Source organism: Listeria sp. Marseille-Q6474 (genome assembly GCF_946902005.1).
Lineage (GTDB): Bacteria > Bacillota > Bacilli > Lactobacillales > Listeriaceae > Listeria > Listeria innocua.
Map to the genome: position 1 here is coordinate 1,187,335 of NZ_CAMPPS010000001.1, position 26,999 is coordinate 1,214,333.

At 35.5% G+C, this 26,999-nt stretch carries 21 protein-coding genes; 9 read left to right on the plus strand and 12 right to left on the minus strand.

From position 1 onward, the window contains the following. Positions 1-50 precede the first annotated feature (50 nt). Positions 51-1,646, minus strand: coding sequence for a PucR family transcriptional regulator (locus OC533_RS06005; protein WP_194323206.1), 1,596 nt, complete (start codon positions 1,644-1,646; stop codon positions 51-53). 155 nt (positions 1,647-1,801) lie between these two features. Here OC533_RS06005 and OC533_RS06010 point away from each other — a divergent pair, with 155 nt between their 5' ends. The 5 genes from OC533_RS06010 to OC533_RS06030 all read left to right on the plus strand — a co-directional run bounded on the left by OC533_RS06010 (position 1,802) and on the right by OC533_RS06030 (position 7,652). Then, the gene (locus OC533_RS06010; protein ID WP_003760516.1) at positions 1,802-2,749 is read left to right on the plus strand and encodes an AAA family ATPase; all 948 of its coding nucleotides are present in this window, start codon (positions 1,802-1,804) and stop codon (positions 2,747-2,749) included. 4 nt (positions 2,750-2,753) lie between these two features. After that, positions 2,754-3,902, plus strand: coding sequence for a DUF58 domain-containing protein (locus OC533_RS06015; protein WP_185481872.1), 1,149 nt, complete (start codon positions 2,754-2,756; stop codon positions 3,900-3,902). After that, entirely contained in the window at positions 3,899-6,064 is a 2,166-nt protein-coding gene (locus OC533_RS06020) for a transglutaminase domain-containing protein (protein WP_194330320.1), read from the plus strand. Before OC533_RS06015 ends, OC533_RS06020 begins: the two co-directional genes overlap by 4 nt. A gap of 138 nt (positions 6,065-6,202) precedes the next feature. Continuing rightward, positions 6,203-6,967 carry a DUF4866 family protein gene (locus tag OC533_RS06025; RefSeq protein ID WP_194323204.1) on the plus strand — a complete coding sequence of 255 codons (765 nt, stop codon included), beginning with the start codon at positions 6,203-6,205 and terminating at the stop codon, positions 6,965-6,967. Positions 6,968-6,986: 19 nt separating this feature from the next. Next, complete coding sequence (locus OC533_RS06030; RefSeq protein WP_194323203.1) at positions 6,987-7,652, plus strand: YoaK family protein; 666 nt, start codon at positions 6,987-6,989, stop codon at positions 7,650-7,652. Between the two features lie 43 nt (positions 7,653-7,695). On the opposite strand, the gene OC533_RS06035 is transcribed toward OC533_RS06030, so the two are convergent. After that, positions 7,696-8,421 (minus strand): hypothetical protein, encoded by a 726-nt coding sequence (locus OC533_RS06035; RefSeq protein ID WP_003728998.1) that lies wholly within the window; start codon positions 8,419-8,421, stop codon positions 7,696-7,698. A gap of 179 nt (positions 8,422-8,600) precedes the next feature. Further along, complete coding sequence (locus OC533_RS06040; protein WP_194323202.1) at positions 8,601-9,239, minus strand: type 1 glutamine amidotransferase family protein; 639 nt, start codon at positions 9,237-9,239, stop codon at positions 8,601-8,603. A 139-nt stretch (positions 9,240-9,378) separates the two neighbouring features. On the opposite strand from OC533_RS06040, the gene OC533_RS06045 reads away from it, so the two are divergent. Then, positions 9,379-10,311 carry a helix-turn-helix transcriptional regulator gene (locus OC533_RS06045; RefSeq protein ID WP_194323201.1) on the plus strand — a complete coding sequence of 311 codons (933 nt, stop codon included), beginning with the start codon at positions 9,379-9,381 and terminating at the stop codon, positions 10,309-10,311. Between the two features lie 62 nt (positions 10,312-10,373). Here OC533_RS06045 and OC533_RS06050 read toward each other — a convergent pair whose 3' ends face one another. Both OC533_RS06050 and OC533_RS06055 read right to left on the minus strand, forming a co-directional pair. Continuing rightward, entirely contained in the window at positions 10,374-11,303 is a 930-nt protein-coding gene (locus OC533_RS06050; protein WP_003770521.1) for an LCP family protein, read from the minus strand. A gap of 138 nt (positions 11,304-11,441) precedes the next feature. Next, on the minus strand, positions 11,442-11,744 hold the full coding sequence (locus OC533_RS06055; protein ID WP_003760499.1) for a hypothetical protein: 303 nt from the start codon (positions 11,742-11,744) through the stop codon (positions 11,442-11,444). Positions 11,745-11,914: 170 nt separating this feature from the next. Here OC533_RS06055 and OC533_RS06060 point away from each other — a divergent pair, with 170 nt between their 5' ends. Then, positions 11,915-13,951, plus strand: a complete 2,037-nt coding sequence (locus OC533_RS06060; RefSeq protein WP_194323200.1) for a penicillin-binding transpeptidase domain-containing protein — start codon at positions 11,915-11,917, stop codon at positions 13,949-13,951. Positions 13,952-14,077: 126 nt separating this feature from the next. Next, positions 14,078-15,361 (plus strand): condensation domain-containing protein, encoded by a 1,284-nt coding sequence (locus OC533_RS06065; RefSeq protein WP_194323199.1) that lies wholly within the window; start codon positions 14,078-14,080, stop codon positions 15,359-15,361. Between the two features lie 34 nt (positions 15,362-15,395). Here OC533_RS06065 and OC533_RS06070 read toward each other — a convergent pair whose 3' ends face one another. Further along, positions 15,396-16,241, minus strand: a complete 846-nt coding sequence (locus tag OC533_RS06070; RefSeq protein ID WP_185324995.1) for an SDR family oxidoreductase — start codon at positions 16,239-16,241, stop codon at positions 15,396-15,398. A 97-nt stretch (positions 16,242-16,338) separates the two neighbouring features. On the opposite strand from OC533_RS06070, the gene OC533_RS06075 reads away from it, so the two are divergent. Continuing rightward, entirely contained in the window at positions 16,339-16,824 is a 486-nt protein-coding gene (locus OC533_RS06075; protein ID WP_072238969.1) for an Rrf2 family transcriptional regulator, read from the plus strand. Positions 16,825-16,985: 161 nt separating this feature from the next. Here OC533_RS06075 and OC533_RS06080 read toward each other — a convergent pair whose 3' ends face one another. The 6 genes from OC533_RS06080 to OC533_RS06105 form a co-directional block, all read right to left on the minus strand. After that, a complete protein-coding gene (locus OC533_RS06080) occupies positions 16,986-23,027 on the minus strand; it encodes a LapB repeat-containing protein (protein ID WP_194323198.1) in 6,042 nt (2,013 codons plus the stop codon). Between the two features lie 271 nt (positions 23,028-23,298). Then, a complete protein-coding gene (locus tag OC533_RS06085; protein ID WP_194322506.1) occupies positions 23,299-23,874 on the minus strand; it encodes a hypothetical protein in 576 nt (191 codons plus the stop codon). 639 nt (positions 23,875-24,513) lie between these two features. Then, positions 24,514-24,903: a hypothetical protein gene (locus OC533_RS06090; RefSeq protein WP_160464248.1), complete on the minus strand. Its 390-nt coding sequence runs from the start codon at positions 24,901-24,903 to the stop codon at positions 24,514-24,516. A 45-nt stretch (positions 24,904-24,948) separates the two neighbouring features. After that, positions 24,949-25,647: a HEAT repeat domain-containing protein gene (locus OC533_RS06095; RefSeq protein WP_194323197.1), complete on the minus strand. Its 699-nt coding sequence runs from the start codon at positions 25,645-25,647 to the stop codon at positions 24,949-24,951. Positions 25,648-25,683: 36 nt separating this feature from the next. Further along, positions 25,684-26,277 carry a hypothetical protein gene (locus OC533_RS06100; protein WP_262265241.1) on the minus strand — a complete coding sequence of 198 codons (594 nt, stop codon included), beginning with the start codon at positions 26,275-26,277 and terminating at the stop codon, positions 25,684-25,686. Positions 26,278-26,340: 63 nt separating this feature from the next. Then, complete coding sequence (locus tag OC533_RS06105) at positions 26,341-26,511, minus strand: hypothetical protein (protein ID WP_003725223.1); 171 nt, start codon at positions 26,509-26,511, stop codon at positions 26,341-26,343. Between the last annotated feature and the right edge of the window lie 488 nt (positions 26,512-26,999).

Here is a 26,999-nt window from a genome sequence, read left to right on the forward strand (position 1 = left end):
GAAAAAAAACAGCGCAATCTTTGTCATTTTGGACAAAAACCGCGCTATTTTCATTTATTATTGTTTGTTTCGCCAAGTAAACGCCGAATTGCTACTGCTAAATAAAGATTATAGGACTCGGGAATTTTCGTTGCTGGGTATTGCAATAACTCATTTATCCGTTGTATCCGGTATTTAATCGTATTTTTGTGGAGAAATAGTATATCTGCTGCTTGGTTATAATTCGATTCCCCTTCTAGTAAAAATACCGAAAGCGTTTCAATCAACTCAGCATTGTCTTCCAAAGGTTTTAAAGGTTTCATTTGTTCTGCAATTGCGAGTTCCCCTCGACCGACTATTTCGACGCATTTCGCTGCAAAATCGAATTCTTGGAGCGAATATATCGACTTATTAGCGTAAATTGCATTCGCTGCATTTTTGTATTCATTTACTAACGAATACGCGTTTTGGACATCTGAGGTTTGTTCCATACCTTGGCAGACGGTGATTTTTAAAGCTATCCCGATTTCCTGCATCATTTCAGCAAATGCTTGAGCCGTATGCGTCCGGTCTCGTTGCGCAACGGAATTATCTAAAAGGACGACGATATTATCTTCAAATAAATCAATCAGCGAAACATTGAAATGACTAGAAACATAGCTTTTCAATTCCTTTAATACTAGTTCATTGTCACGAACAGCTTCAGGTTTTACAAGCCACATCCATTTAATAGAAGAAACATCGACATTTAGAATTTTTCCAAGTCGGCGCATCTTGACACTTTCATCATTCAAAATAGCCTTCATTAGTTCGGTTGTACTAATTTCGACATAATTTTTGCCCCATAAATTCATAAATACTTGGACAACCTCGCTAATTTGCATAGCTACGTCGATAGTTAATGCTCCTTTTTCTTTCATCATAAATAAGTGCATTGCCTGCATACCATCTTGAAAAATCGGTCTTTTAGCTGTATAAAAATCTCGTTCGTCTAAAGTCAGCTGGACAAGTTCGTGCTCGTTTATATGTTTTGAAGCTTCAATTACTCTTTCAAAATCCCAGTGACGGGTCCGTGGCCAAGTGATGGAATTAATGACTTGGAAGGAATTGTCCGTTAAAACAAGCGAGACATGCGTTCTATCAGATAGGATTTTCAGTGTCGTATCAATGTTACGTTGCGGCGGTCTTACGCTTGAAATTTGTTCTAGTGACTCGGTTACAAAATTAGTGTCTGTCATTTCCTGTTTCACAATGGCCTCAACTACTTCATAAATGACTTCACTATACCTAAGCGACATCTCATTTTCTGGCATAACAATAATGGTAAAATCGAGTTCATTTGCAAAATCCACTAGCTTTTGGTCAATTTTCGGGACAAATATTCCAACATAGTAAAGTATTAAAGCAACTTCTCCCACCTTATGTAATCGTTCAATCGTGCGACACTGCGCCTCGACATCATCCCTAATATTCACAAAAGCCGATACAACTATTTCACTGCCATAAAATTCATCATTATCAAATAAATCATCTTCTAAAAGAGCTACCTCTGTATATTCTAAAACAGAAATAGACGAAACAAGCTTAGATAATCCTGATTTCCCAGAGACTACTTTCGCTTCTTTTAAAGATGGTAGTTTCATTAAATCTGCTAATTTTACGCTCAAAGTTCGCCACCTCCAGTTATTCTAAGTGTAAACAATCTCCTTAGAAAAGTCCATGCCACCTTAAATCTTTTACATTCCAGGTTGATTATAGTAGCATTAAACCATGAATAAACATATTCTGACTAAAAACACATGAAAAGAAACGGAGGCAAATTATGTCTACAGAGCCATCCATTAAAATAAATGAGATTATTAATGAAGTTGAAAAAGTTATCGTCGGTAAACGACATGTTGTTAAATTAAGCTTAACTGCCCTACTTGCGGGAGGTCATGTATTACTAGAAGATGTTCCTGGTGTTGGTAAAACAATGATGGTTCGTACATTAGCAAAAACAATTGGTGTTTCCTTTAAACGAATTCAGTTTACACCAGATTTATTACCGGCAGATGTAACTGGAGTTTCGATTTTTAACCCAGAAACTCGTGAATTTGAGTTCCGTCCAGGTCCAGTCATGGGTAATATTGTGCTGGCCGATGAAATTAACCGTACAGCACCGCGCACTCAAGCAGCTTTACTTGAAGGTATGGCGGAAAGCAGCGTGACTGTTGACGGTATTACGCGCAAACTTGCTGACCCTTTTTTCGTTATGGCGACACAAAATCCGATTGAGTATGAAGGGACTTATGCACTGCCAGAAGCCCAATTAGACCGTTTTTTACTTAAAATCAACATTGGTTACCCGACTGTGGAAGAAGAAATGCAACTACTTACTTTAAAACAATACCAAGACCCGCTTGATCAAACGAAACAAGTAGTAACTTTAGAAGAATTAGTAACGCTAAAAAACAAAGCAAAACAAGTCTTTATTGATGATGTTTTAAAAAATTATATTATTCGCTTAGTGGATGCGAGCCGTAAACATCCGTCTGTTGCGCTAGGGATTAGTCCACGTGGCTCGCTCGCATTTATGCAAGCAGCCCAAGCTTTTGCACTTATTGAAGGAAGAGACTACGTTATTCCTGATGACATTCAGTATTTAGCGCCTTATATTTTCACCCATCGTCTCATTTTGAAGTCTGAAGCTTATTATAATGAAGAAACAGCCGAATCCATTATTGCTTCCATTCTGAAAAACACGTCAGTCCCGGTAGAGAAGAGGTAACAAGATGTTAAAAAAACGTCTCTTATTAGCATCTCGGTGGATTATTATGCTAATTATTTACGCTGGACTTTGGGCTTATACGTTATTTCAAGGTGATACAGCTAGCTGGTTTTTAACCTACTTTTTTAGTTTTATCTTGTTATTTTTGTTTTTATCCTCGATTTATCCACTAAAAGCGTGGAAAGTGAATCGGAATTTTGTTAAAAATACCTATCATGATGGCGATTTAATTGATATGCAAGTATCATTCACTCGAAAATCGCGTTATCCGGTGGGTTATTTGCTATTCCAACAAAAAATACCCGCTAGTTTTGGCAATGTGAGCGCCCGCCAACAAGTGGTTTATCCGCTTTTTAAAAAGCATTTCACGGTCACATTGGCTGGATTTGTAGGTGTTCGTGGGATTCATTCATTTCCACCTGTTGATGTAGAAACTAGTGATGCTTTTGGCTTATTAGAGCGTTCGCGCCAACTATCTTCCGAAAAAACGCTCACTATTTATCCAACCTATTTTCCGGATGTACTAGAAAAAATCAGTGAATCTTCTCCAGAAAACGAACGCAACGCCGCTTACTGGACGCTTAAGAAAAACAGCAATTTGCACAGTTTGCGCGAATTTTCTTCTGGTGACCGGATTTCCCTTATTGACTGGAAATCTTCTGCTAAAAGCGATCAACTGATGACTCGGGAATTTGAAAATAGTGCGACATCGCGGTTATCCGTCATTTTTTACGGAGCGAGCCACCCCAATTTTGAATTATCACTTCGGGCGGCTTACTCGTTTATTCGCAAAATCTCCGAAGATAATGGAGAAATTCGTGTTACTCTTTTAGGCGATCAAATAAGTAAATTTGCTCCTTCAAAAGGTACAAATCGACTTCAAGACATTTCGACAGCATTTGCCGAAATTGCACCTGTCGATAGTTTGTCGCTCCAAGAATCACTTGATAGCAATCTACATGCTGGCGAAAAAATTCTTCTTTTCACGCCATGTATAGATACAATGTTAATGCAAAAAGTGACTCGTTTAACGGATAATAAGCAATTACAGATTATTACTTTCCAATCAGAACATACTAAAGCTATTGATATTCCAGCGATTTACCTTGAGCCCGCTAGCCTCGAAAGCAGATGGGAGCGTGAAAATCGATGAAAAGATATTTATCTCTCGTATTGCTATTTATCTTATCTGTTTTACTTATTTCAGAGTGGATTTACCCATTTTCTGAGCTAACAGAACTATCTACTCCAAATTGGATTATTTTGTTTATAACTATTTCACTCGGCAGTTTTTTCCTTCGTTTGAAATATTATTGGACGATTCCCCTTCATTTAATCATGATTTTCGTGGTTTCGGGAATTTATTATGCTAAAGATAGTATTTTTTCCCTAAATTGGTTTAGTTATTTTTTCCAAATCACATTTAATGGTTTTAGAGATATGGTTCAATTCCGTTCATCGGATATTGCCATGAACTTTATTTTAATCGTCTTTTTAATTGCTTTGTGGCTGCTTAGCTATATTACAACTTATAGTATTTTGCGAAAACAACGGATTATGAGTGTGTTAGTTTTAACGGTCAGTTATTTGGCAGTTATCAATACTTTTACAGATTATAATAGTAATTGGGCAATTGTTCGAACTGTTTTAGAAGGATTTTTATTGCTACATCTTGCGCTTTCGAGCCGAATTGCGTCTCCAAATCGAATTAGCGCGGATTCACTCAAACGAAATGGCCTATTTTATCATGTCTTTGTAGTCCTATTGCTTGCAGTATTTGTTTTTAGTTCGCTAATGTTACCTAAAAAAGCGCCCATTTTCCCTGATCCAGTACCGACGATTAAAAATGCGCTTGGAATCAATACTACTCGCACAGTCGGTTACAGTGAAGACGATACAACGCTTGGTGGCGCACTCCAAAAAGATAATGCTACCGTATTTACCGCTCGTACGGAAAAAGGGCACTACTGGCGCGTTGAGTCAAAACGTGTTTATACTGGAACTGGCTGGGCGAACGAAAAAACAGCAGATGTAACGTCTTTCTCTTCTGGTGATGACTTCCCTATCCAACTTACAGAACAAACAACTGGAGATACAAAAACAGCCGAAATCAGTTTTGCTTCATCAACTGATTACACGCCGTACCCATATGGAACGCAAACAATTAATAGTGCAGTCGATTCATTTAGCGCCAATTTAACGACTGAAAAAATTAATCCCGTAGATACAATCAAAAATTACACGGTTCAAATGAAATCACCTGTTTACGACATCGAAAAAATGCAAAAAGCTGATTTCAGTACTTTATCCAGCGCATTTGTTTCAAAATATACGCAAATGCCAAAAGAACTGCCCGACCGAGTTACAAAACTCGCCAATAAAGTAACTAAAGATGCTGATTCAATTTACGATAAAGCAAAAGCTATCGAAAGCTACTTAAGTTCTTCAGGTACGTTCACATATAGTACTGAGGATGCGAAAGAAACGCCAAATGGAGCTGATTATGTCGACCAATTTTTATTTGAAACGCAAATTGGCTATTGCGATAATTTTTCTACTTCCATGGTGGTAATGCTTCGTTCGCTTGGTATCCCAGCAAGATGGGCGAAAGGTTATACTCCGGGTGAAGGCGAGAAAAAAGGAAACGACTCTAAATCAACGTATACCATTACAAATAACGATGCACATTCTTGGCCAGAAGTGTTTTTCCCTGGAACTGGATGGGTTCCATTTGAGCCAACAGCTACCTTTACAAATCCGGAAGACTTCCAAGAGCCAACTACCGAAACTGCCAATAAACCAGAAACACCAAATGACAGCACGAGTACTCCAGAAACACCAGCTCAACCAGATAAAACACCTGAGCAAGAAGCCGGAAGTAGCTCTACTGGGGAAACGCCAAAACAAGAACAACCAAAAACCGACTCAACTTCAAGCTTCAAGCTACCTTCATGGTTCTGGTGGATTCCTACTGGCTTAGTTGCTGTTTTACTTGTTCTCGTCGTTCTATTTAGACGCAGAATTCGTAGTTATTTATTACTTCGATCACTATCAAAAGCACCTGAATTCAGTAAAACATATCATAAATTAATGAAATCTCTTGCAGTTTATGGTTATGTTCGCGAGCAAAGTGAAACGTTACGCCACTTTGCAATACGTGTTGATAATGAGCTGAAAACCGCCGACTTTACCGAGCTAACAAAAATTTATGAGGCTCAGGTTTATAGTAATAATGACGCGGAAAAAGGAATGAAGCCAAATGAAATCGAGCTTACTGAGAGAATTATCGCGCTTTTAAACAAACACGATAAATAATGAAACGAGCCCATGAATTATTATGGGCTTGTTTCTATGAATTTTTTATTATTTCTTGGTAAATATGAGATAATATATTCGAATTGCTTTTAAATTAGTTGATTTGGTGTACTATAAAAAACAAAGGAGAGCAAAAAAATGACAACTATTTTTCCTAAAGAAGAAAATACAACTAAATTATTTGCGCAGATTTTAGCTAATCCAACAGCGTGTAGACGTTTTAAAGATGTATTTCTAGATAATTTAGAGAGCTACCAAGAAACGCGTGGTTTTGAAAAAGAGGATTCGCTTTTTGCTAAAATTATTTTATCCGCCTACCAACAAAGTGATGTAAGTGCGCTATTGTTAGGTATTTGCGGGAGGACTTTATTCGAACTTCTTAGACAGGCTTTTCTAATTCCTAAAAAGCTAACTGGAAAAACCAGCCATTCTCCTTTGTTTTTAACAGATCAACAAGGCACTTTGACCGCGAGTAATGACGAAGTTTCTAACCGCGAATTCGAAAAGTTTCAAGAAATTTTTCATTCGGAGCTTTCTAGTTCGGAAACTGCAATTTATTTAGTAGACGATGAGGATATTGTTCATTCCTATGAACCTGATTTTACTATATCGACCAAAACAATAAATAAGAAACGTGGGATACTTGTTTTATATTCTCTTCCTAGCACGCTTAAGCTTGGAATGACAGAAGCTCAAGTTTATGCTGATATTTGGGAAACGTTCTTAAAAATTCAAGAAATCATTCCATCAAGCAGGATTTTTTACGGACAAGAAACTGCGGATAATGCAGATGAACTTGGCGTATTCCTGCCAATTCACCATTTTGAAAAGAAAATGTTGCAAAATATCGAGCAAGTAAATCACTTAATTAGTACGATTCGCGCGCAATTGCTTAATAAATAAGAAAAAAGGATGAAAAGTTATGGTACGCTCAAGGCAAATTTCAGAATCAATAGGGCTAGGACTCTTGCTAGCTCTAGCAGGCGGATTTATGGATGCTTACTCTTATATTGAAAGAGGACAAGTATTCGCAAATGCACAGACAGGGAATATACTTTTATTCGGAATTAATCTTTCAGAGGGGAACTGGGCTATCGCAATTCAATATTTTTGGCCGGTTGTCTCTTTTACGGTCGGGATTGCTTTATCAGAAGTAATTCATCGACGTGATATTAGACGTTTACACTGGAGACAGCTTTCCGTAATGATAGAGGTTGTTATTTTGGTCGCTGTTGCATTTATTCCACTTGATCATAATCTAATTGCTAATTCGCTCATATCTTTTGTATGTGGTATTCAAGTAGAAAGTTTTCGAAAAATGCATGGTAGAGGTGTTGCGACGACGATGTGTATCGGAAATCTAAGAAGTGCTACGCAAAACTTATGTGATTATTTTGAGTACAAGGAAAAGCAATACCTTCGTAATAGTGGGCTATATTTTACGGTTATTCTTAGTTTTATCGTTGGTGCGGTCGTTGGTAATTTCTTTATTCAGCTTTTCGGCCAATATGCTATTCTTGTTTGTGCGTTTTTACAATTCATCGCATTTTTAATGATGTTTATTGATAGAGAAAGTAAAATAATATAAAAAAACTGCCAACAAAATGATTTCTCACTTTGCTGGCAGTTTTTTATTTCGCGTCTTCTTCTACTTTTTTAAATTCGAAGTTCTTCATCCATTTTTTATTTTTACGAATGGAGAAATAACCGACAACTGAGATGACAAATGCGCCGAGGAAATCTACGAAAAGATCCCCCATTGTGTCTGCAACTGCTGCATGACCTTGTAGCATTGTACCATCTTCTAGCATCGTTTTTTGCATGTTCATTCCAAAGCTATCTGCTGCAAATTCATAGAACTCCCAGAAAACGCCTAAAAATACAGCAAAACTACAAGCAAATAATGCTACAAAAACCGGACTCATAGAAAGCGTAACCCGTTCATCATTATTCAGTAAACTTACAATCGAAAAACCAAGCCCACCAAGCATAGCCCCACTAAATGTATGTAAAATCGTATCCCAGTTAGGAATCAAATAATAGAAACTACGAACTTCCCCAAGATAAATCGCGCAATATAAGAAAACGATAAAAACAATATACATCGCATTCGGAATGACGAATTTCATTTTTTTACTAATAATTGATGGTAGAAATAGAACTACCACGCCAAGAACACATTGCATAAGCATAAGTGAGTAATCGCCTTTTGTTTGCTGTCCTTCTGGTACATTGCCAGATGGTGCTGTAATTAAGTTAACTATTGCATAAACCATAGAAATCACGAGCGTTATTAATACAAAAATTGCAAGAATCTGTGCCCAGTTCCATTTCCGTTTTTTCGTTTTGTCTTTCATGAAGCGCCTCACCCCTTTTTAAAATATGTATTCATTATAAGCTATGTGAAGCGAAAAAAGAAATTTAAAACCAGCCTGTTAATTCTCTACCTGTACTTTGTGACAATTTTCCACCTAAAATTAGCCAAACAGCAAGCGACCAACCTACTTTAATATTGTAGATTAGCCGCTCCACTTAATTAGTGATCATTGTTATCTGGCAAACTTTCCATGAGTGCATAGAAGTGTTTGGGGTCACCAGTATTGAAATAGGCATACCAAGACTCGAGTGTGTTTGACTCAAAAACGTCCAAATGCGCAATAATTTGCTTAGCCCATAACAAGGCTCCAGCAGAACTCGCTGTAATCAGATTGTTATCCCATACAGAAAGCTCATTTATATATGAACTTTGCCCTTTATAACTAGAAGAGAACATTTCTAAAAATCCTGCTCCATTACTTGTATGTGGACGATTATCCAATAACCCATGATTCGCAAGTGCAACTGTAGCTCCACAAATTGCAGCCACTGTAGCATTTAAAGCGAGAAGCTCACTTGCTTTTTTGATAATTGCTTTATGCTCTAGGTTGTTCCATGTGTCAGCTCCTGGCAATAACAATACACTTGTTTCACTCATAACAATGTCATCAATTACACAATCAGGCACTATCGTCATCCCACCCATTGTTTTAATAGGCTCTTTCGAATAACTAACTGTTTTGAGCGATACGCGATTTGCATCTTTTTTAAAAAAACGACGAGAATTGAGCTCCGAAGTTACATAGCCTATCTCCCAATCTGCTAGAGTATCAAGAACGTAAACATAAATTGTAGACATATATTTCCTCCATTTTCTATTAATTTTTTTATATCAATGATTACTATGTTAATCTCCTTTCCTTACTTTTCAGTATAGCTCCCTATTGTTGACACCATTATGGCAACAATATATAGTAATTTTGAAAGGTGGCTATTATATGAAAGTTGATAGGCTTATGAGCATTGTTTTAATTCTCCTTGATAAAGAACGTATTAGCGCACAAGAGTTAGCCGATAGATTTGAAGTTTCGCTTCGTACAATTTATCGTGACATAGACGTGATTGACTTGGCTGGTGTACCTATTCGTTCAACTCCGGGCGTAGGTGGCGGGTTTGAAATTATGCCTGACTACAAGATGGATAGCAAGGTTTTTTCAACAGCAGACCTTTCCGCTATCCTTATGGGCCTTTCAAGTCTTTCTAACATGGTACGCGGAGATGAACTGATAAATGCTCTTGCAAAAATAAAAAGTTTTATCCCAGCTGATCGAGCAAAAGAAATCGAGCTAAAAGCGAACCAAATTTATATAGATTTAAGCCAGTGGACGGGAAATAACAACATACAACCACATGTAGAAATTATCAAAGTGGCTTTGCAGGAAAACAAGTTACTAACCTTTGAATATATAGCTCACCAAGGAAATAAGACCGTAAGAATAGTTGAACCATATCAGCTTGTAATGAAAAGCAGCCACTGGTATTTGTATGGGTATTGCCAAAATAGGAATGATTTTCGTTTATTCAGGTTATCTCGTATGTCTGGTCTGCAAATACTTGAGGACACTTTTACACTGCGATATTTTCAAAAGCCACAGTTAGAAATGGAAGATATTGTAGCAATTATGCAGATAGAAATTAAAATTCGTATTCATCAATCCATTATCGATAGAGTGCTTGATTATTGCTCTTATGAAAATTTTCATCCCGATGGTGAGGAGCATTACATTGTCAGTTTTCCTTTTATAGAAAACGAGTATCACTATGATATTCTCTTGAGTTTTGGCGATAAATGCGAATGTTTAGAGCCATTACATGTTCGTGAAAAAATGAAGCGTAGAATTTATGATATAGTCTCAATTTACGAAAGTTAATGCTTTTTTTTATCTAAAAAAACACGGAAATCCGAAGAATGGATTTCCGTGTTTTGCTTTATTTATTTAAGAAAATCTTGTAATGCTTTCGCGTTGGCAGCCATATCGTCTAAACGAAGAACTGCTCCTGCTCCGTCAATTCGCTCATTGTGCCATTTTCCTTCTACAGGAATCGCGAATTTTTCCATTGTTTCTGTTTTTCCTAGTAGAAAATCTGCGCCAATTGACATTAATGTGCCAGTCGGGATATTGGTAGAAGAATAACCTTGTAATTTTCCGATGACATCTGGAATTTTAGTAACATCTCCAACATCAATAGCTTGTTCTTTCAGCGCTTCTAAAACCTGCTGTTGACGGCGAATTCGACCGAAGTCTCCTTCTGCATCTTTACGGAAACGGGCATATTGTAATAATGTTTTACCATCCATTACTTGTTCGCCTTTTTTAATGTTTGCATCAATATTTTTCGACATATCTTTTTCTGCATTGATTTTGATGCCTTCTGGTGCTACTGTATCAACAATCTTAGGGAAACCTTCGAAATTTGCTACTACATAATACTGCACATCTACACCAAAATTTTCTTTAATCGTTTGGCGGACCAGTTCCGGACCACCGTATGAATAAGCTGCGTTGATTTTATTTTTGCCATGACCTGGAATATCTACATAAGTATCACGCATGATTGATACTAATTTTGGCGTATTTGTCTTCGTATTATAATGAGCAATCATCAAGCTGTCTGAACGCCCTTGGTCTTCGCCACGAGAGTCACTACCGATAAGTAAAACATTAATCTCATCGCCAACTGCTTTTGCACCGTTAAATTTGTATTCTTTTAATTTACTATCATTTTGCGCTTCTTTTAAGCTCGATTGATATTGAAAATAACCTATAACTGCAACTACACCAACTAAAATTAATAGGGCTACAAGAATCGTACCAAAAATTCTACCTTTACGTGCCTTTCTTTTTTGTGCATGTCTTGCCATTTTTCACACCTCATTTATTGTAACTTACCTCCATATTACAATAAAATGACAAAAAAAGAGAGCGATAATTCCATAAGATTTTTTAAAGATTGGAATAAGCCCTCTAAAAACATGATTTTAGAGGGCTTCTAGCGTATTCTAAAGCGTACTGTCGCTATTAGTACTATCACTTGTTCCAGAATCCGAACTATCGTCTGAAGGCGCCTGACCTGGCTCACCAGATGGCGGCGTTCCACTCGGCGCACCGTTTCCTCCTGGGCCTTGCATCGTTCCATTATTATTTTCCGGGGTATTTTGACTAACTGAATACAGCTGATAACTTAAAACACTAATAATTATGACAGAAAGAATACTGACAATAATCGTGCTCCACTTCCATTTATTATGGATGCCTTTCCCACGAATAATGACCTTCTTTTCTGGTTGTTCCATCTCTTCCATCCAACATCATCCTTTCGTTACCACTACTTTACCAAGCAAATAAGAACAAATTATGACATGAATTAGAAAAAAATATGTCAGTCAAATCTAAAGTTTTCTTTAATTTTTTCAACTTTTTTAGAAGTGTTTGGTATAATTAGTTGAATAAAACATGAATTAAGGGGTGTATTATGGCTAATTTAGATGGGAAAAAAGGTAACAACAAGAAAGCAATTATCATTGGAAGTATTGTTGCTGTTGTCGTCCTCGCAGGTATTGCCATTTATTTTTTCATCCAAAATCAACATAAAGATGAAAAAAACGCTTTAGCAGCCGCAGAAACTTTTACATCAAATATCGCTAAAGAAAAGTACGACAAACTAGGAAATAGCGTTTCAAGTGAATCTTTAAAAAAAGTAGAGTTCACAAAGAAAGAAATGGAAGAAAAGTATCAAGCTGTTTACGATGGAATTGGTGCGAAAGATATTAAGGTCAAAAATTTAAAGTCAGTCTATGATGACAAAGAAAACAAATTCAACTTAACATATGAACTAGAAATGCGGACAAGCCTTGGAAAACTCGCTACGCAAAAATATAAAACAACTATTTCCAAGCAAGATGACGACTGGAAAATCGACTGGAAACCGGCACTAATTTTCCCAGGGATGGTGAAAACAGATAAAGTACGAATGACAGAAGATGATGCAGAACGTGGTCAAATCGTTGACAGAAATGGAAAACCGCTTGCAACTACAGGACAATTTGCCGAAGCTGGAGTTGTTCCTTCAAAGCTTGGTGAAGGCGATGAAAAAGTTAAAAACATTACTGATATTAGCAAAAAGCTAGATGTTTCGACAGATTATATTAACAAGCAACTTGAGCAAAAATGGGTTCAAGCAGATAGTTTTGTGCCACTAGTTACTTTAAATAAAGATAAACTTCCCGAAGCAACAGGTCTTACTTACGCTCAAAAAGAAATGCGGACGTATCCATTAAATGAAGCAACCTCGCATTTAATTGGCTATGTCGGTGAAGTTAGTGCTGAAGACATTGAAAAAAATCCAAAACTCAGCGTTGGCGATGTCATTGGAAAAAGTGGCTTAGAACGTTACTATGACAAACAATTGCGCGGTAAAAACGGTGGCGCAATTAAAATCATCAATGATCAAACCAAACAAGAAGACACTTTACAAAAAATCGATAAAAAAGACGGCGAAGAAATTAAACTAACTATTGATGCTGATGTTCAGAAGAAAGCATTTGATAGTCTTGGCTCTGAAACTGGCGCCGTGACAATGATTAACCCAACAAACGGCGAACTATTAGCATTAGTGAGCACACCTTCTTATGATGCAAATCAAATGGTGCTAGGAATTACTTCCGAAGATTACGCAAAATATAATGACGATAAACGCCTTCCTTTCTTAGCAAGATACGCAAATCGTTACGCACCGGGATCTACTTTTAAAACGATTACTGCAACGATTGGGCTGGATACTGGAATTACCAAACCCGACAAAGTCCGTGAAATTTCTGGATTACAGTGGCAAAAAGATGCTTCATGGGGCAAATACTTTGTTACTCGTGTCCATGATGTTCCAAAAGTAAATATGACGGACGCACTTGTGCACTCTGATAACATTTATTTCGCCCAAGAAGGACTTGAAATCGGTAAAGACAAACTAACAGCTGGCTTGAAAAAATTTGATTTCGATAAGGAATACAACCTTCCTTTCACAATGAAACCAGCACAAATTTCGAATGACGGGCTGAACTCAGAAATCTTACTAGCTGATACGTCTTACGGACAAGGCGAACTACTGATGTCGCCAATTCAACAAGCGATTGCTTACTCGGCCATTGCCAATGACGGAAAAATGCCTTATCCAAAACTAGATACAAAAGAAAAAGCTGGCAAGGAAACACAAGCAACCGAAGCCGCATCTGCCAATCAAGTCAAAGCAGCTTTAGTCAAAACTGTTTCTGATCCAGCCGGTACAGCACACGCCTTACAAATTCAAGGTCACAATATCGCAGCCAAAACTGGTACAGCCGAACTAAAAGAAAAACAAGGCGAAGATGGCCTTGAAAATGGCTTTGTTTATGCCTTCGATGCCGACAATCCCAATTACCTCATGGTAGGAATGATCGAAAACGTCAAAGGTCGCGGCGGTAGCGGACTTGTAATCGATAAGCTAAAACCAGTAATTGAAAGTATGTATAAATAAAAAAAGAGCCGTTCTGTTCGCGAACAGAATGGCTCTTTTTTACTGGAGTTACTTGGTTTAGTTTCGCAAACCGGCTTTCAGGGAAACTACTAACAACTATTTAAACCGAAGAAAGAAGGAAGTCCCATGGTAAAAATCACGAGTTATCCCGCTGAACCTTCTGATATTAAGCATTATATTTCTGGAGAAAAAATGAAAAATGACCATCATTTGCATACTGTGCTTACATTTGATAGTCATTTAAATATAGACGTTCTAAAAAAAGCGGTTATACAGTCTACTAAAAAACTTCCGCTACTTCTTTGCCATTTTAAAGAAACGAAAAATGGTGCTTTTTGGCAAGAAAGTGTTTTTTCAGCGGAGGATTTAGTTTTTCTTATTAAAACTACCGAACCCGAAGCTGAAGTAAATCGGGCACTAGTGAGGAAATTATCTACAGAAAACGGTCCACAAATTCGCCTTACTATCGTCCGTACGGAATCGGCTGATAAACTTGTCATTATTTTGAACCACATGTTGGCTGACGGTGCTGGTTTTAAAGAATATCTCTATTTGTTAAGTGAGCTTTATTCACAACTATTAGAAAACCCAAACTACCAAGCCAATTTGAGTTTAGGATCGCGAAATTTAAAACAAGTTTTCGATCAATTTTCACGCAAAGAAATAAAAACCATTTTTACCGAAAAAACAAATCGAAAAACTGTCTATAACCCACCATTTCCACTAAAAGGTGACCCGAAAAATCCAAAAATCATTTGGACAAAGCTACCAAAAGAGGTTTTTGACGGAATCGTTCATTATGCGAAAGAAAACGATGCAACTGTAAATGATGTCTTTTTTGCCGCAATGGTACGAATAGTTCAGCAGACGACGCATCAAAATGAATTATCGATTGATTGCCCAGTAGATCTTCGTAAATATTTGCCAGGTAAAGCTAGCCAAGGAATTACCAATTTAACAGCCAATATTACCTGCCAAATTAATGCAAATGACGACTTAACTTCATTCGAGAGCACCCTCCAAGCCGTCAAAAATTCACTTAATCCACAAAAAAACAGTCTTACTCCTTTACGGATTTATTATTTGTTGGAACTGATTTTCAAGAAGAAAAGCTATTCTTTTGCGAAAAAAGCTTCTGAAAAAATGTATTCTATTCCAAAAACGAGCTTTACAAACATTGGTATTATTGATGAAGAGAAGCTCATTTTTGAAGGTAGTACTTTAACGGATTGTTTTATTTGCGGCTCTTTAAAATATGCTCCGTTTTTCCAAGTCGCTGCTACTACTTTCCGCGGTGAATTGACGCTTAGTACTAACTTACACGGCACCACCCGAGATCATGATTGGCAGAAACATTTTTTAGATCAATTAGCTCGTGAATTTACGTTGCTTGCACATGATGAACTATAAAAAAACGTCTATCGCGAAGATAGACGTTTTTATTTTATTGCAGTAATTCCCGAAGCGCATCCACACGGTTCGTTAATGGTTTGCCTAATGCTTTTTCGAAATCTCCAGAAGTAACATCTAGTTGATTATTTTTTATATCATGTTGGAAAGATAAGAACATTTCTGCAACTGGTTGTGGCATACCAACATTGACTAGGTTTTCGACAAATCCTTTATCATCAGAAGAAATGACTTCGAACTCTTTTCCAGTAGCTTCTTTTAATGCTTCTGTAAGTTCTGCGTATGTCATTACTGGGCCGGACAATTCTAAGATTTCAGGGAAACGAGCTCCGGCCACCGCTTTAGCAGCAACTTCTGCATATTCCCGTTTCAATGCCCAGCCAGTTTTTCCATTTCCAGCTGCATAAACAAATTTTCCACCATTCAAAGCGCCACCAATCATTGGCATTTCATTTTCGAAGTACCAGTTATTGCGCAAGAATGTATGTTCAATTCCGGATTTTTCAATTACTTTTTCTGTAAAAATATGATCTGCCGCTAGAGCACTTGTGGAATTATCTGCGTCTGCGAAACTTGTGTAAGCAATATAAGAAACGCCTGCTTCTTTTGCAGCGTTCACCACATTTTCGTGCTCTACTTGACGATTTCCTGGAGCACCTGAGACAAACAAGACACGATCGATTCCTGCAAATGCTTGTTTCATTGACTCTGCATCGCTATAATCACCAATTCGGATATTAAACCCCGCTGCTTTCAAATCCGCACCTTTTTCTTCACTACGAACTAAAGCATAAATATCAGTCATTGGAACCAATTCTTTCAAATAATTTAAGGCATAACCACCCAGTCCACCTGTTGCGCCAGTTACTAAATAAGTCATTTAAACCACTCCTTCAAAATTTTAATTATTTAAGCTGTACATTTATAATTTACACCTTTATAATAAACATTATGATAAGATAAGTCAAGAAGAAAAATTGAAAGGATTGAATAAAATGAAATACTCCATCCAATTTAGTGATGCTATCCACATTTTGGCTTATATAGAGATTTTCAAAAACACGAATTTATTATCGAGTGAAATTATCGCTAGTAGTGTTAAAACAAATCCTGCCAATATTAGAAGAATTATGAGCAATTTAAAAAAAGCAAACCTTATTACAACACAAACTGGTAAAGCGAATCCGATTCTCACCAAGCCGCCCGAGGAAATATCGCTGCTAGATGTTTATAAAAGTATTGAAGGCAACACAAATTTAATCCATGTCGATCCAAAAACCAACCCAGATTGCATCGTCGGAGCCAATATCCAACAAGTACTTTCAAGTAAATATGAACTTCTCCAACAAAAAATAGAACTTGAAATGGATCAAATTAAGCTGGATAGTATCGTCCATGATATATCTGTACTGGAAATGAAAGATCGACCGCAGAATAGTGAGTTTATTACTAAATATTTGTAAAAAAGAACGGACTCAATTTAGTGCGCCTCCTAAAGTTAGACCAAAAAATCTAACTCTTGAGGCGTATTTTTATTGGTTATATAGAATGCAAGCCGAATAAAAAACCGACCAGATTTCTCTGGACGGTTTTAGGTCTAACAACATTCTTCAAATATTATGAATCACTTTGTTTTTACTTTTGTTTTTCTTCTTAAGAACAACCATCCTCCAACAAGTAGCGACATAACACCAAAGACAATTAACTCTGTATTTAAAGTATCTCCTGTTTTTGGTATGTTTTTTGCTGGTTTGTTATTATTATCATTCTTACTTGGTATTGCTATAAACGATGCATCAGTATTTTTGACTGTTAATAGAATCGTTTTCTCAGCAACGCCTCCAGAGGAATTTGTCGCTGTTACAGTTACTTTATACTGCCCTGCTTTGTCCCAATCAACAATTTTACTTAGATTAGTAGTTACTTTTACTGTTCCATAACTATTTGTAACTTTAGTACCAATATCTTGTAGAAATTGCTTATCAGAAACTGTTTTTCCTGTTGGATAACTAATTTCTAGTTTGTCGATTGTTAGCGCAGGACTACTTGTATCTACAATCTGCACTGTGCTTTTTGATTTACTAGCTTCATTTCCAAGTGCATCTGTAACTGTAAAGTAGATAGGATAAGTTCCTACTTTATTAAGATTTACTTCACTACTGTCTACTTTAATATTTTTTGTTACATCATCATCAACAATATCAGTCGCTTTTACTCCAAAGAAAGTTATCCAATTCGGTTCTTTGCTTTGTACTTCTAATTTGTTTGTTGATTTAGTCATTTTTATGCTTGGTCCTGTTGTATCTTTAATTGTTAAAGTAACAGTTGTTTCAGCTGTGTTGCCTGAATCATCTTTCGTTGTGACTTTAATAGAATACTCACCTAAAACATTGCCTTTAATTGTTTGTTCTGGTGTATAAGTTACTTTTAATTTATTACCTGAAAGATAATCTTTGGCTTCAATGTTAAATATAGATTCTAATGATGGTAACTCGTTTACTGCTTCGATTGTTTTATTATCAGCATTATTGAAAGTTGGTGCGATCTTATTAAAGATACTTACTGACACTTTTACAGGTTCTGCAGTATTACCATATTCATCTTTCGCATTTAAAGTAACTGTATATGTTCCTACTTTATTAAAATCTACTTTTTTAGCAAAATCACTAGTAATTTTAACATCACCATCTAATTCATCCGTTACTTCCCCGTGGATATCGCTTAAAAAGGTAGCTTCTGTTACTTCGGTTTTTCCTTGATAACTTATTTTTGGATCTGCACTAATCACTGGTTTATCCTTACTTACTTCAACCGTTACTTTTTTTGTTGTTTGATTGCCTTTAGTATCTGTAGCACTGATGGTTACTTCATACTTACCAGGCTTATTCAAATTCACTTTTTCTGCAAAATTAGAAGTAATAATTAAATTAGTTGTATCATCATTGTTATCTGTCACATCTAAACGAGCATCTTGGAAGAATTCTGCTTCTGTTTTTGTTGTATTTACATGGTAAGACACATTATCTGCTTTAATTACGGGCCCTACAGTATCTACTACATTAATAGTAATTGTTTGTGGAATAGCTTGATTTCCACTAGAATCTGCTAAATTCACTTGAACTTGATATTGTCCAGGTTTCACACTAGCGATGTCACCAAAAATAGTACTAAAGTTGCTAGTAAATACCATTGGCTGTTTATTTGGTTGGACTGATTGGCCTGGTGCTAAATCATAATTATCTCCACCAATAAGTCCTGCCGCTGTATACAATTCTTGTTCCGTTAATTTTCGCATGTTTTCAATAGAATACGTTAATGGATTATTCGTAATTAAAATTGTAGGCGAAGTAGTGTCTACTATGCGTAAATTTACTGTTTGAGTAGCTTTATTGCCACTTGCATCACTTGCTGTAACAGTAACCGGGTATGTTCCAAGTACATCCCATTTAACTTTACTATAGTCTATTACTGGTGTGATATTTCCATCATGCGTATCTGTTGCTGCTACATTTAACGGCTTAACCCAATCAATATTTGCCTCAGTACTATTCACTTCTGCTGATGCATCTTGATTAACTGTTAATGTCGGAACTGTATAATCTATATCAAACGTTTTTTCATCAGAAGCGGTGTTTCCAGCCTCATCTGTTGCTGTGTTTTTAGCTATATACGTCCCTTCATCGTTTGGAATACGAATCGTATTTCCAGTTCCAGAATAAATGACTGTTCCATTATTATCTTCTAATGTCCATTCATTTGTTACCTCTGTAGCTTCATCACTTGATTCAATTGTAATTGCATTTGGAGTAACTACTTTATCTAGTATAATCTTTGTAGTTGGTTTACTAGTTTCAGTAATATAGATTTCTGCTACTCCACCCACGCCTGGAACTACACTATTTAAAGTATATTCCTTTGTAGACGTATTAAATAAAGGATTTTTTGCTGAGTAGACAAAATTCGTTCCAGTTGGTGCAGTTACTTTTAATTTAAAATCAGCTGGATTTTTAATGGCTACATCATTAAAAGAAAATTCTCCCTTACTATTCGTTTTAAGTGCTGATTGTACTTCATTTCCATCTTTATCAAATAAAGCTATTTCATAATCTTGACCATAAGATGTGATTTTTGGTTCTCCGTCTTTATTTACAAAAACAACAGCGCCTTTTATAGGTGTTGCCATATAAATAGGAATTTGAATCCCAACTAGATTTTTAGGATTTCCGTTAGCCAAATCATCAATTGTGAATTCTGTAGAGTTATTGACTGTTATCCAGCCAATCGAATCATCTTTTGAGTCTTTTACGATTTTATTTGGACCGGTAGTAATAAAGTCTGCATTTTTATTTGGTAGATGAGCAGCTATTTTATATGTTCCATTACTCAAGCCATTAAAATCAAATAAACCTTTTTGTTTATCCAAAGCGTCCGAGGAAGTATAAACGGTTTCCACTTTCTCGAATTCATTGTTATTTTTTTTGTATAAATCTAATTTAACAGCATTTAAGCCTAGTTCATCCGCATCTTGTACACCATTTTTGTTAAGATCGGAAAAAGAGTTACCGGCTATGTTTAAATCTGTTGATGGATTTGTACTTTTTACTCCCCCACGAGGAGGTTCTGATGCTAATTTGCTTGTACCAGAGCTTGTTTCCTTATCAATCCGGTAAGCAATCGAGTTATATGCTATTTCACCATTTCTTGGAGCATCTGTTGGCACTATTGCTTCAAAGTTTAGGCTGATTTCGTCTCCTACTTTGAATTCTGTATTTGGTAGCTTAATACGGAAACTTTTCACATCTGCCATACTTGTTGGTGCCACGATTTGCCAAGGGTCACCTGCTACATCCTCCCCGTTTGCATCGAAACGTTCAGGTGTATTACTTGTTGAATATTCTAAAGTTGCTGAATCACTTTTCTTCCCATTAACAAGAACTTCAATTTCACTAGTTGGGATAACCGAAAATTTCGATCCGCGTGGACCAGTGCCTAACACATACTGATCATCCTTGTGCGGAAGTATATCGATAATTTCTAAGTTCTTCATACTTCTTGTACCATTATTTTCAAATGTTAAATTATAATCGACTCTTTTACCTGGAATTGTTGTAGCTGTATTTGCACTAACATCAACAAAGTCGCTATCTTGACTTCCTTTAATTTTCATTTTAGTTGCAATACTATTAGATACACCTACATTTGCTGTCTTAGTTTTAGACAAGTATTTAGTAGATGTTACTCCGGGAAGTTTGGATTGTAATTCGGCAGATAATTCTTTTGTTTCAAATCCTGAACTAGCAGCACCATATAAATTCCAACTGGAATCTGTCATTGATCCCATACCAAATTCTACTTTATTTGCGCCACTGTTTGCTTTATTTAATTTAAAAACTAAATCTAATGCTAGCATTTCGCAATTTTCCATGCCTGGCGCTAAACCAGTATCCGGCGCTTCCCAGTAATACAACGTTGAACCATCTGATAAAGTTTCTTTCCCCTTAACATCTGCACTAGATTTAGGGTAAAGAGTATTCGTTCCATTAGCAGGAGCATACGTATAATTTAATGTACTTCTATAAGGTTGTTGAATGAAATTTCTCATAGTTTCTACATCTATACCCTTTGGTACTACTACAAAAATATATGGATTTTCTAGTTTACTTCCGTATGAGCCTAAACGAACTGACTGTGCAATTTTGTCGCCATTAAAGAAAATTGTACTTTCAAATCCTTTGCCAGAAGTACCAGCAGTTGAAGATAAGAAAACTTCGCCATTTATTTTCGCTGGATCAGAAACTTTTTCTACTACTTGAACTTTCTTTTCATAACTATTTGTCGTTGTATCAATTGCTTTACTGGTTTTGTCTGAGTCTGTATAGGTGATAGATTCTGGTCGGAGTGTAAAGGATTCTCCTGCCTTAACTCCAACATTCTGCATTCGAATTGTTCCATGTGTATACGGCGGCATATCTTTATCATTAATAATTCCGTCTCTAGAAGTAAGTTTTAGCTTTTCAATACGATTAACAGACTGGTCAATCTTTGAAAAATCCCAACCACTAGAAGTTTGTGGAGCCATTGATACCCATTTACCATTCTGATAGTACTCTAATTTTTTCATACTTGCCATTGAGTTATTGTTCGGGATGTATGATAATACTTTAATCCCTTTAGGAATTGGTGCTACAATTTCTAAATCATTTACACCTGGTGCCGCAGAAGATATTCTAGGCATGAAGCCCCATTCCAGTACATCGCCTTCTGATATGCTTGTTTTAGAAACTTTGCTATCAACAGCTATTGAAGTAGCTGAGTCAGCAACTTCGGTCTTAATTTTAATGGAGGTTACAAAAACATCTCCATCATATACATTCACTGTACCAGTATACACTGTCCCTTTAACCGCATCTGCTGGTATTTTCGCTGCCATTGATACCTGTATTCTTTGGTAAATATTAGCGTTAATTGGTCCATATTCGACTACTTGTTTCTCATCATCATTAACAAGTACATTTGCTTTACCATTAACTGTGCTAAGCTGTGACCAATAAGGCTCTCCGAATCTAATTACGTAAGGATCTGCCGTATTAACAGATATAATATCCCCACCATTTTCTTTAAGAAATTCTAATTTTAAATTTTTGAAACTTTTATTTTCCGAACTTTTCTTCTGGATTTCAGGCCATTGGATGGTATATCCACCTGGCTTAAGTGAAAATGCAAGTTCTTTCATACTAAAAGCCCAGCTATTATCACCTGCTGCAATTGGGCTATAGTCTTGGTTGGTGCTTTTTTTCTCTAAATTAACGGTGGTTGTTTTTTCTGCTGGTGTATACGTTGCGCCCGCACTGTTTTCACCTGACAGTGTAGCTTTTAGATTCATTGGTACTCCTGGCTTTGCACCATAACCAGCTCTTACAACGATTGGAATATCAAATGGAGCACCACTTGGTATATTATCCACTAAGTTAATGGTTAATTTACCTGTAATCGCACTATAAGATGTTGATTTTATATTCCTATTTGCTGCTGTATCTTTAGGATAATTCACTAGTTCAAGATTAGAGTTATTAAAATCTATTACTAATTTACCGTTTTTCAATGTCGTAGAGCCATCAAGAAAATTAATAGAATAGTTAAAAGTTATTTGTTCTGTATAATTAGCTAATGTAGCTTTACTTGAATCCGCTTGAAGAAGTAATTTATCCGAAATAGATGAACGTAGTAACTGTCTATTTGATTTTTCGACTGTTTTTGCAACTTCTTCATCTACATTTTTTACGATTAAATCTAACTTTGCTTGTACTTTGTCCCCTTCTTTTAGCTCTAGTTCGTATTTTCCTGTTTGAGAAGCAAGTAAATATAAAGTTATTTCTTCCCCTGTACCTATAATTGTTAATTCATTTTTTTCTTTGTTATATTCAACTTCTTTGCCTGTCTTTTTCTCATCTAAACTAAAAGATTTTGGTAAAGATAATTTATATTCTTTATCTTTAACAGCATCTTTTATTAAAATTATATTATTATTAGTTGATTTTTTTTCTAACTTAATAGCTTCTTGTCTTTGCTCTTCGGTAGTTGCATAAACAACATTGAAGTTTGAAACAATCACAGTTTGGATTAAGATAGTAAATGACAAAATCCCGATAAAGATTTTTCTGATCAATTCGTTTCTCCTCCGTTCTAAATATTGTAAGTCGACTACTATTCATTATAAATAACCAATTAGTCATTAAATATATGCGGTTTCATCCAAAATTCGTAAAAAAAGCTACAATGTGAACAAAAAGTGAACAATGAGAATCATAAAAATCGATATACCTTGTTAGAGCTAACTTTACAAAGAGTCGTAAAAAATCTGTTGGTAGCCAAATAAATCCAATCCTTTTAAAGGATTGGATTTATTAAAAATAATTATTAATTTTTTAAAGATTTATTTATTCATGTTTTTTATAATTATTAACTAAACGCTTCCTGAACTTCCTGTATAGCCTATCTTTCATCCCCAGATTCTCCACAGTCAAAAATGTTTCTACATCATACCAAGGAATATCAATATCAAGTTTTTTATCAATCGCTAAAAGGGCTGTGTCTGAATATTCATTAACGAAAAGAAAGAGTTGCTCAGAAGGAAAATACATATAGCAATATAAAAATATCGTTGTCTCGGTTATATTTTCAAAATCCAAATTTTCTACTATACTACCCTCTTCCTGTGTAAAGTCTATTACTTCCTTTAAATTAAAGATAGTTTTGCTCTTTTGTAAAAATTTATCTTCTTTCAAAATTTCACTAATATATGCTTTCTCATCCTGTGTAATTTCCACAATTTGTTTAATCATATGGATGAATTCTTTCGTATCCATATAAATAGCCTCTGGTTCTTCAAAATAAAAATTGTATTTTGAGGGATTAGAAAATATTTGTTTCGGTAAATTTTTTTCTAAATCGATAAGTTTTTTTATGCGCTTTTCAACCTCAGCTCCCGTTAAATTTTGCTTAAAATCTATCATCCTCATTCATCCCTTCTAACACTGATTCTGCTTTTTCTTTATTTGTTTGATTGACACAGCTTACTAGTAAAAAAAAGGAATTGACCCGTTTTCAGCGAATCAGTTCCTTTTGTTATTGTTGAAATGAAGTAAACGATGCCGCTTTTTCTTTTAGAATATCTAGAAATACTAGTTGATTAGAAATAGCGCTACCTTGTAATTGAACTTGATCTAATTTCTCCGTTGCAAGGGCGCAAAAAAGGCAAATTCATGTTAGTAAAATAACAAGTGCCAAAATCATTGCACCTATATTAGTCCGATGTCGTTCTTGGTAAGTTTTGATAATGTTTTTCCCTAATATTAATTAATCAGCGCAAAAATGATTCCTATAATAAAAAGACCAAATACAAAACCAACAATAGATTGCCAACTTCTTTGTTTCATTATGTCTCCTCCGTTTCTCTAGATGTATTGTGAAACTTTTTCAAGTCCTCTATAAAATATCATACAAAAAGCCCGAAATCAACGTGATTTTTGAAGGAATTTTTATTCTAGTAAAGCATTGGCATTCCAGTAATTACCAAAATTTGCTCTATACACAAAATCGACATGTTCTGATAATAGGTAAAAAGAAGACGAGACTCGACCTCTTTTGGCATTTTAATCTTCAAGTAAAACGTTGGAATAAGACTCTTCTTCACCTAACGGATAGTTATCTGAAATATTATCTAAAAACTCCCAGTCTTCATCACTTAACTTAGAAATAACCGCAGAATAATCATCTAAACGATTAATTTTTTTAGTCCATGTAGCAAATGCTTGTACTAGCTCTAGATTGGCTTTATCGTCCAATTTCGTATATGCCTCTATTAAAAGGTCCAACATGTCTGCATTAACATTAAAGTACGTTAATAGAAAACCATCCATCGGCACGTAATCTTCATAAATATATTGCGCGACAATTAATTTCTCACCGTGCGTTAACGGTTGGCCATCCTCATCTTTCTTTAAAAAACTTTGAGCTAATTCTGTGAATTCTTCGTATGTCATTTGTATAAACTCCTTTTTGAATTATGATTAAACTTGGCATAAAGTTTACTCTCTTTTAAGTTTCTCCAAAACAATTTCTGCTGCATCTTTCACTGATATTGGAATATCCCGCTCTAAAAGGTTCTTGGTACTAGATTTTATCATTTCTTTATTAGCTTGATTGATACAGTCTTCTAGAACCCTCAGACTCCTTATTATCGTCAAATGGTAGCTATCATCTAGTAGGGCAATAATATTGGAAAGCATTGCTTCATCACCCAGAAAATGCAAGGCTGAGTATATTCCTACTTTTGCAAAAGAGTCCGTTTCTTTATCTAACCGTTTTTCCAGTATTACCTTCGCTTCGTCAGTATCAATAAAGCCAATTGATTCAGCCGCAAAGCAACGTACATGAGGGTCATTTGCTTTCAAAGCTTTCTCTAAAAAAGGTAGGCTTTCTATTTTAGCCAAATTCCCTAAAATTTCAATAGCACACATTTGAACTAAATCGTCGTCATCTACCGTTCCTAATAACGCTGCTTGAAAAACTGCTTCACTATCAAAATAATATAAATACTCATAGGCAAATACGCGAGCATCATTGTCTTCATTATTTATACAATCTAATAAAATTCCCTCTAATTCTATCGGTGCTTTTTCAAGATTTAGCCCATCTATCAAATCCTCTGCCTTCCCATAATCAAACGGCTTTTGTTGAATGATTGTTTGGATTTCATCAAGAATATTTTTCGTTTCTTCAATCATATACTTATACCTCCCGATGGATTCTCACAATTAAAATTAGCCCCATCGTTGCTTCCATCTGCGTACAATCTTCTTCAGAAAACTTTCTTTTTCAAACTCTTCATCCGCTCTGCAATTTATAATATGTTTAAAATATCTCGAAAAATCCGAGTCAAAGTTAAAATTATCTTCCCCATACTGAATAAGTTGCTCTCTGTTCGCTCTTTTCCATTTCAAATAATCCTTTTCAGGTATACCAAAAGAAGTCAAAAAGACGTCATCCTGGTTATTTATTGCTACATTACGAAGCATTTCCTGGCCTTTCTCCTCAAGTTCCAAATAATTATCATTTTCTTCAAAAAAGATTGGGTTAATTAGCATGCAATAGCCCATTATCCATTCTACTTCTGTAATATTTTTCAACTCGCTAATGCCAAAATCAAACATACTTTTTAACTTATCGTCTTCCGTCTCATTTTCTTCCATTCCATACATATAGGCTATCATATCCCATCTAATATAAAACGCCCGTACAAAATAACGAATATTCTTCTTATCAGACATCCAGCTATTATAGCTATAATCTAATACCTCTTGAACCTTTTCTTCTATCTCCAGTTGGTCTAGTTCTTCCCATTCTAGGTTCATCATAACAGCCCTCTTTTCTGTGTATGCTTAGGACTTCGTTTATTCCGCCTCTTTTTCACAAATCCCTTAGCCCAACAATCCGACATAAACCCCGAGATAAGCATACATTCCAACTGAAAAAGTACATAGGACAACAGCACATATACCTTTAAATATCATACTTATCCTACTTCTTTTAATTAAATATAATCCTGCAATTATTACTAGGTTAATCAAAGCTGCAATTGAGATAGCCATGATAGGAAAACCTCCTTAATAAAATAAATATGACGTGATTACTGTTATACCAAGTAAGGTTAAAAAATATATTTCTATAATTCTTTTTGTCCGCTTTCTTATTTTTTTAACATCCATAATTTCTAGTGAGATAATGACAATAACAATTGTTTCTAATCCCAAAAACACAGTTACAATAATATCTGTGAGAAAATTATAAAAAAACATATGAATTAAAATGGAACTCATGAGAAATAATATTAAAAACAGTGGAAAGCTATTTTTTCTGATAAAAGCCAATAAGTATTCAACTCCAATCCTCTTAAAAGTTAGTGTTTTCTAGTTACTTTAATACTGAACAAAAGTCAAAACCAAATAAGTTACATAAGTAAATTTATTAACTACTGTTAGAACTTATACGCATATACCTATTAAAACTTCTGATTTTACTCGCTTACATCAATAGTTCATGAATATATTAACTAAAAGTAGTTCTACTTCAAATTTCT

Bases quoted from the DNA above. Each gene is read 5' to 3' on its own strand.
- OC533_RS06010 (WP_003760516.1), top strand. From the start codon at position 1,802: ATGTCTACAGAGCCATCCATTAAAATAAATGAGATTATTAATGAAGTT.
- OC533_RS06015 (WP_185481872.1), top strand. From the start codon at position 2,754: ATGTTAAAAAAACGTCTCTTATTAGCATCTCGGTGGATTATTATGCTA.
- OC533_RS06020 (WP_194330320.1), top strand. From the start codon at position 3,899: ATGAAAAGATATTTATCTCTCGTATTGCTATTTATCTTATCTGTTTTA.
- OC533_RS06025 (WP_194323204.1), top strand. From the start codon at position 6,203: ATGACAACTATTTTTCCTAAAGAAGAAAATACAACTAAATTATTTGCG.
- OC533_RS06030 (WP_194323203.1), top strand. From the start codon at position 6,987: ATGGTACGCTCAAGGCAAATTTCAGAATCAATAGGGCTAGGACTCTTG.
- OC533_RS06035 (WP_003728998.1), bottom strand. From the start codon at position 8,421: ATGAAAGACAAAACGAAAAAACGGAAATGGAACTGGGCACAGATTCTT.
- OC533_RS06040 (WP_194323202.1), bottom strand. From the start codon at position 9,239: ATGTCTACAATTTATGTTTACGTTCTTGATACTCTAGCAGATTGGGAG.
- OC533_RS06045 (WP_194323201.1), top strand. From the start codon at position 9,379: ATGAAAGTTGATAGGCTTATGAGCATTGTTTTAATTCTCCTTGATAAA.
- OC533_RS06050 (WP_003770521.1), bottom strand. From the start codon at position 11,303: ATGGCAAGACATGCACAAAAAAGAAAGGCACGTAAAGGTAGAATTTTT.
- OC533_RS06055 (WP_003760499.1), bottom strand. From the start codon at position 11,744: ATGGAAGAGATGGAACAACCAGAAAAGAAGGTCATTATTCGTGGGAAA.
- OC533_RS06060 (WP_194323200.1), top strand. From the start codon at position 11,915: ATGGCTAATTTAGATGGGAAAAAAGGTAACAACAAGAAAGCAATTATC.
- OC533_RS06065 (WP_194323199.1), top strand. From the start codon at position 14,078: ATGGTAAAAATCACGAGTTATCCCGCTGAACCTTCTGATATTAAGCAT.
- OC533_RS06070 (WP_185324995.1), bottom strand. From the start codon at position 16,241: ATGACTTATTTAGTAACTGGCGCAACAGGTGGACTGGGTGGTTATGCC.
- OC533_RS06085 (WP_194322506.1), bottom strand. From the start codon at position 23,874: ATGATAGATTTTAAGCAAAATTTAACGGGAGCTGAGGTTGAAAAGCGC.
- OC533_RS06090 (WP_160464248.1), bottom strand. From the start codon at position 24,903: ATGACATACGAAGAATTCACAGAATTAGCTCAAAGTTTTTTAAAGAAA.
- OC533_RS06095 (WP_194323197.1), bottom strand. From the start codon at position 25,647: ATGATTGAAGAAACGAAAAATATTCTTGATGAAATCCAAACAATCATT.
- OC533_RS06100 (WP_262265241.1), bottom strand. From the start codon at position 26,277: ATGATGAACCTAGAATGGGAAGAACTAGACCAACTGGAGATAGAAGAA.
- OC533_RS06105 (WP_003725223.1), bottom strand. From the start codon at position 26,511: ATGGCTATCTCAATTGCAGCTTTGATTAACCTAGTAATAATTGCAGGA.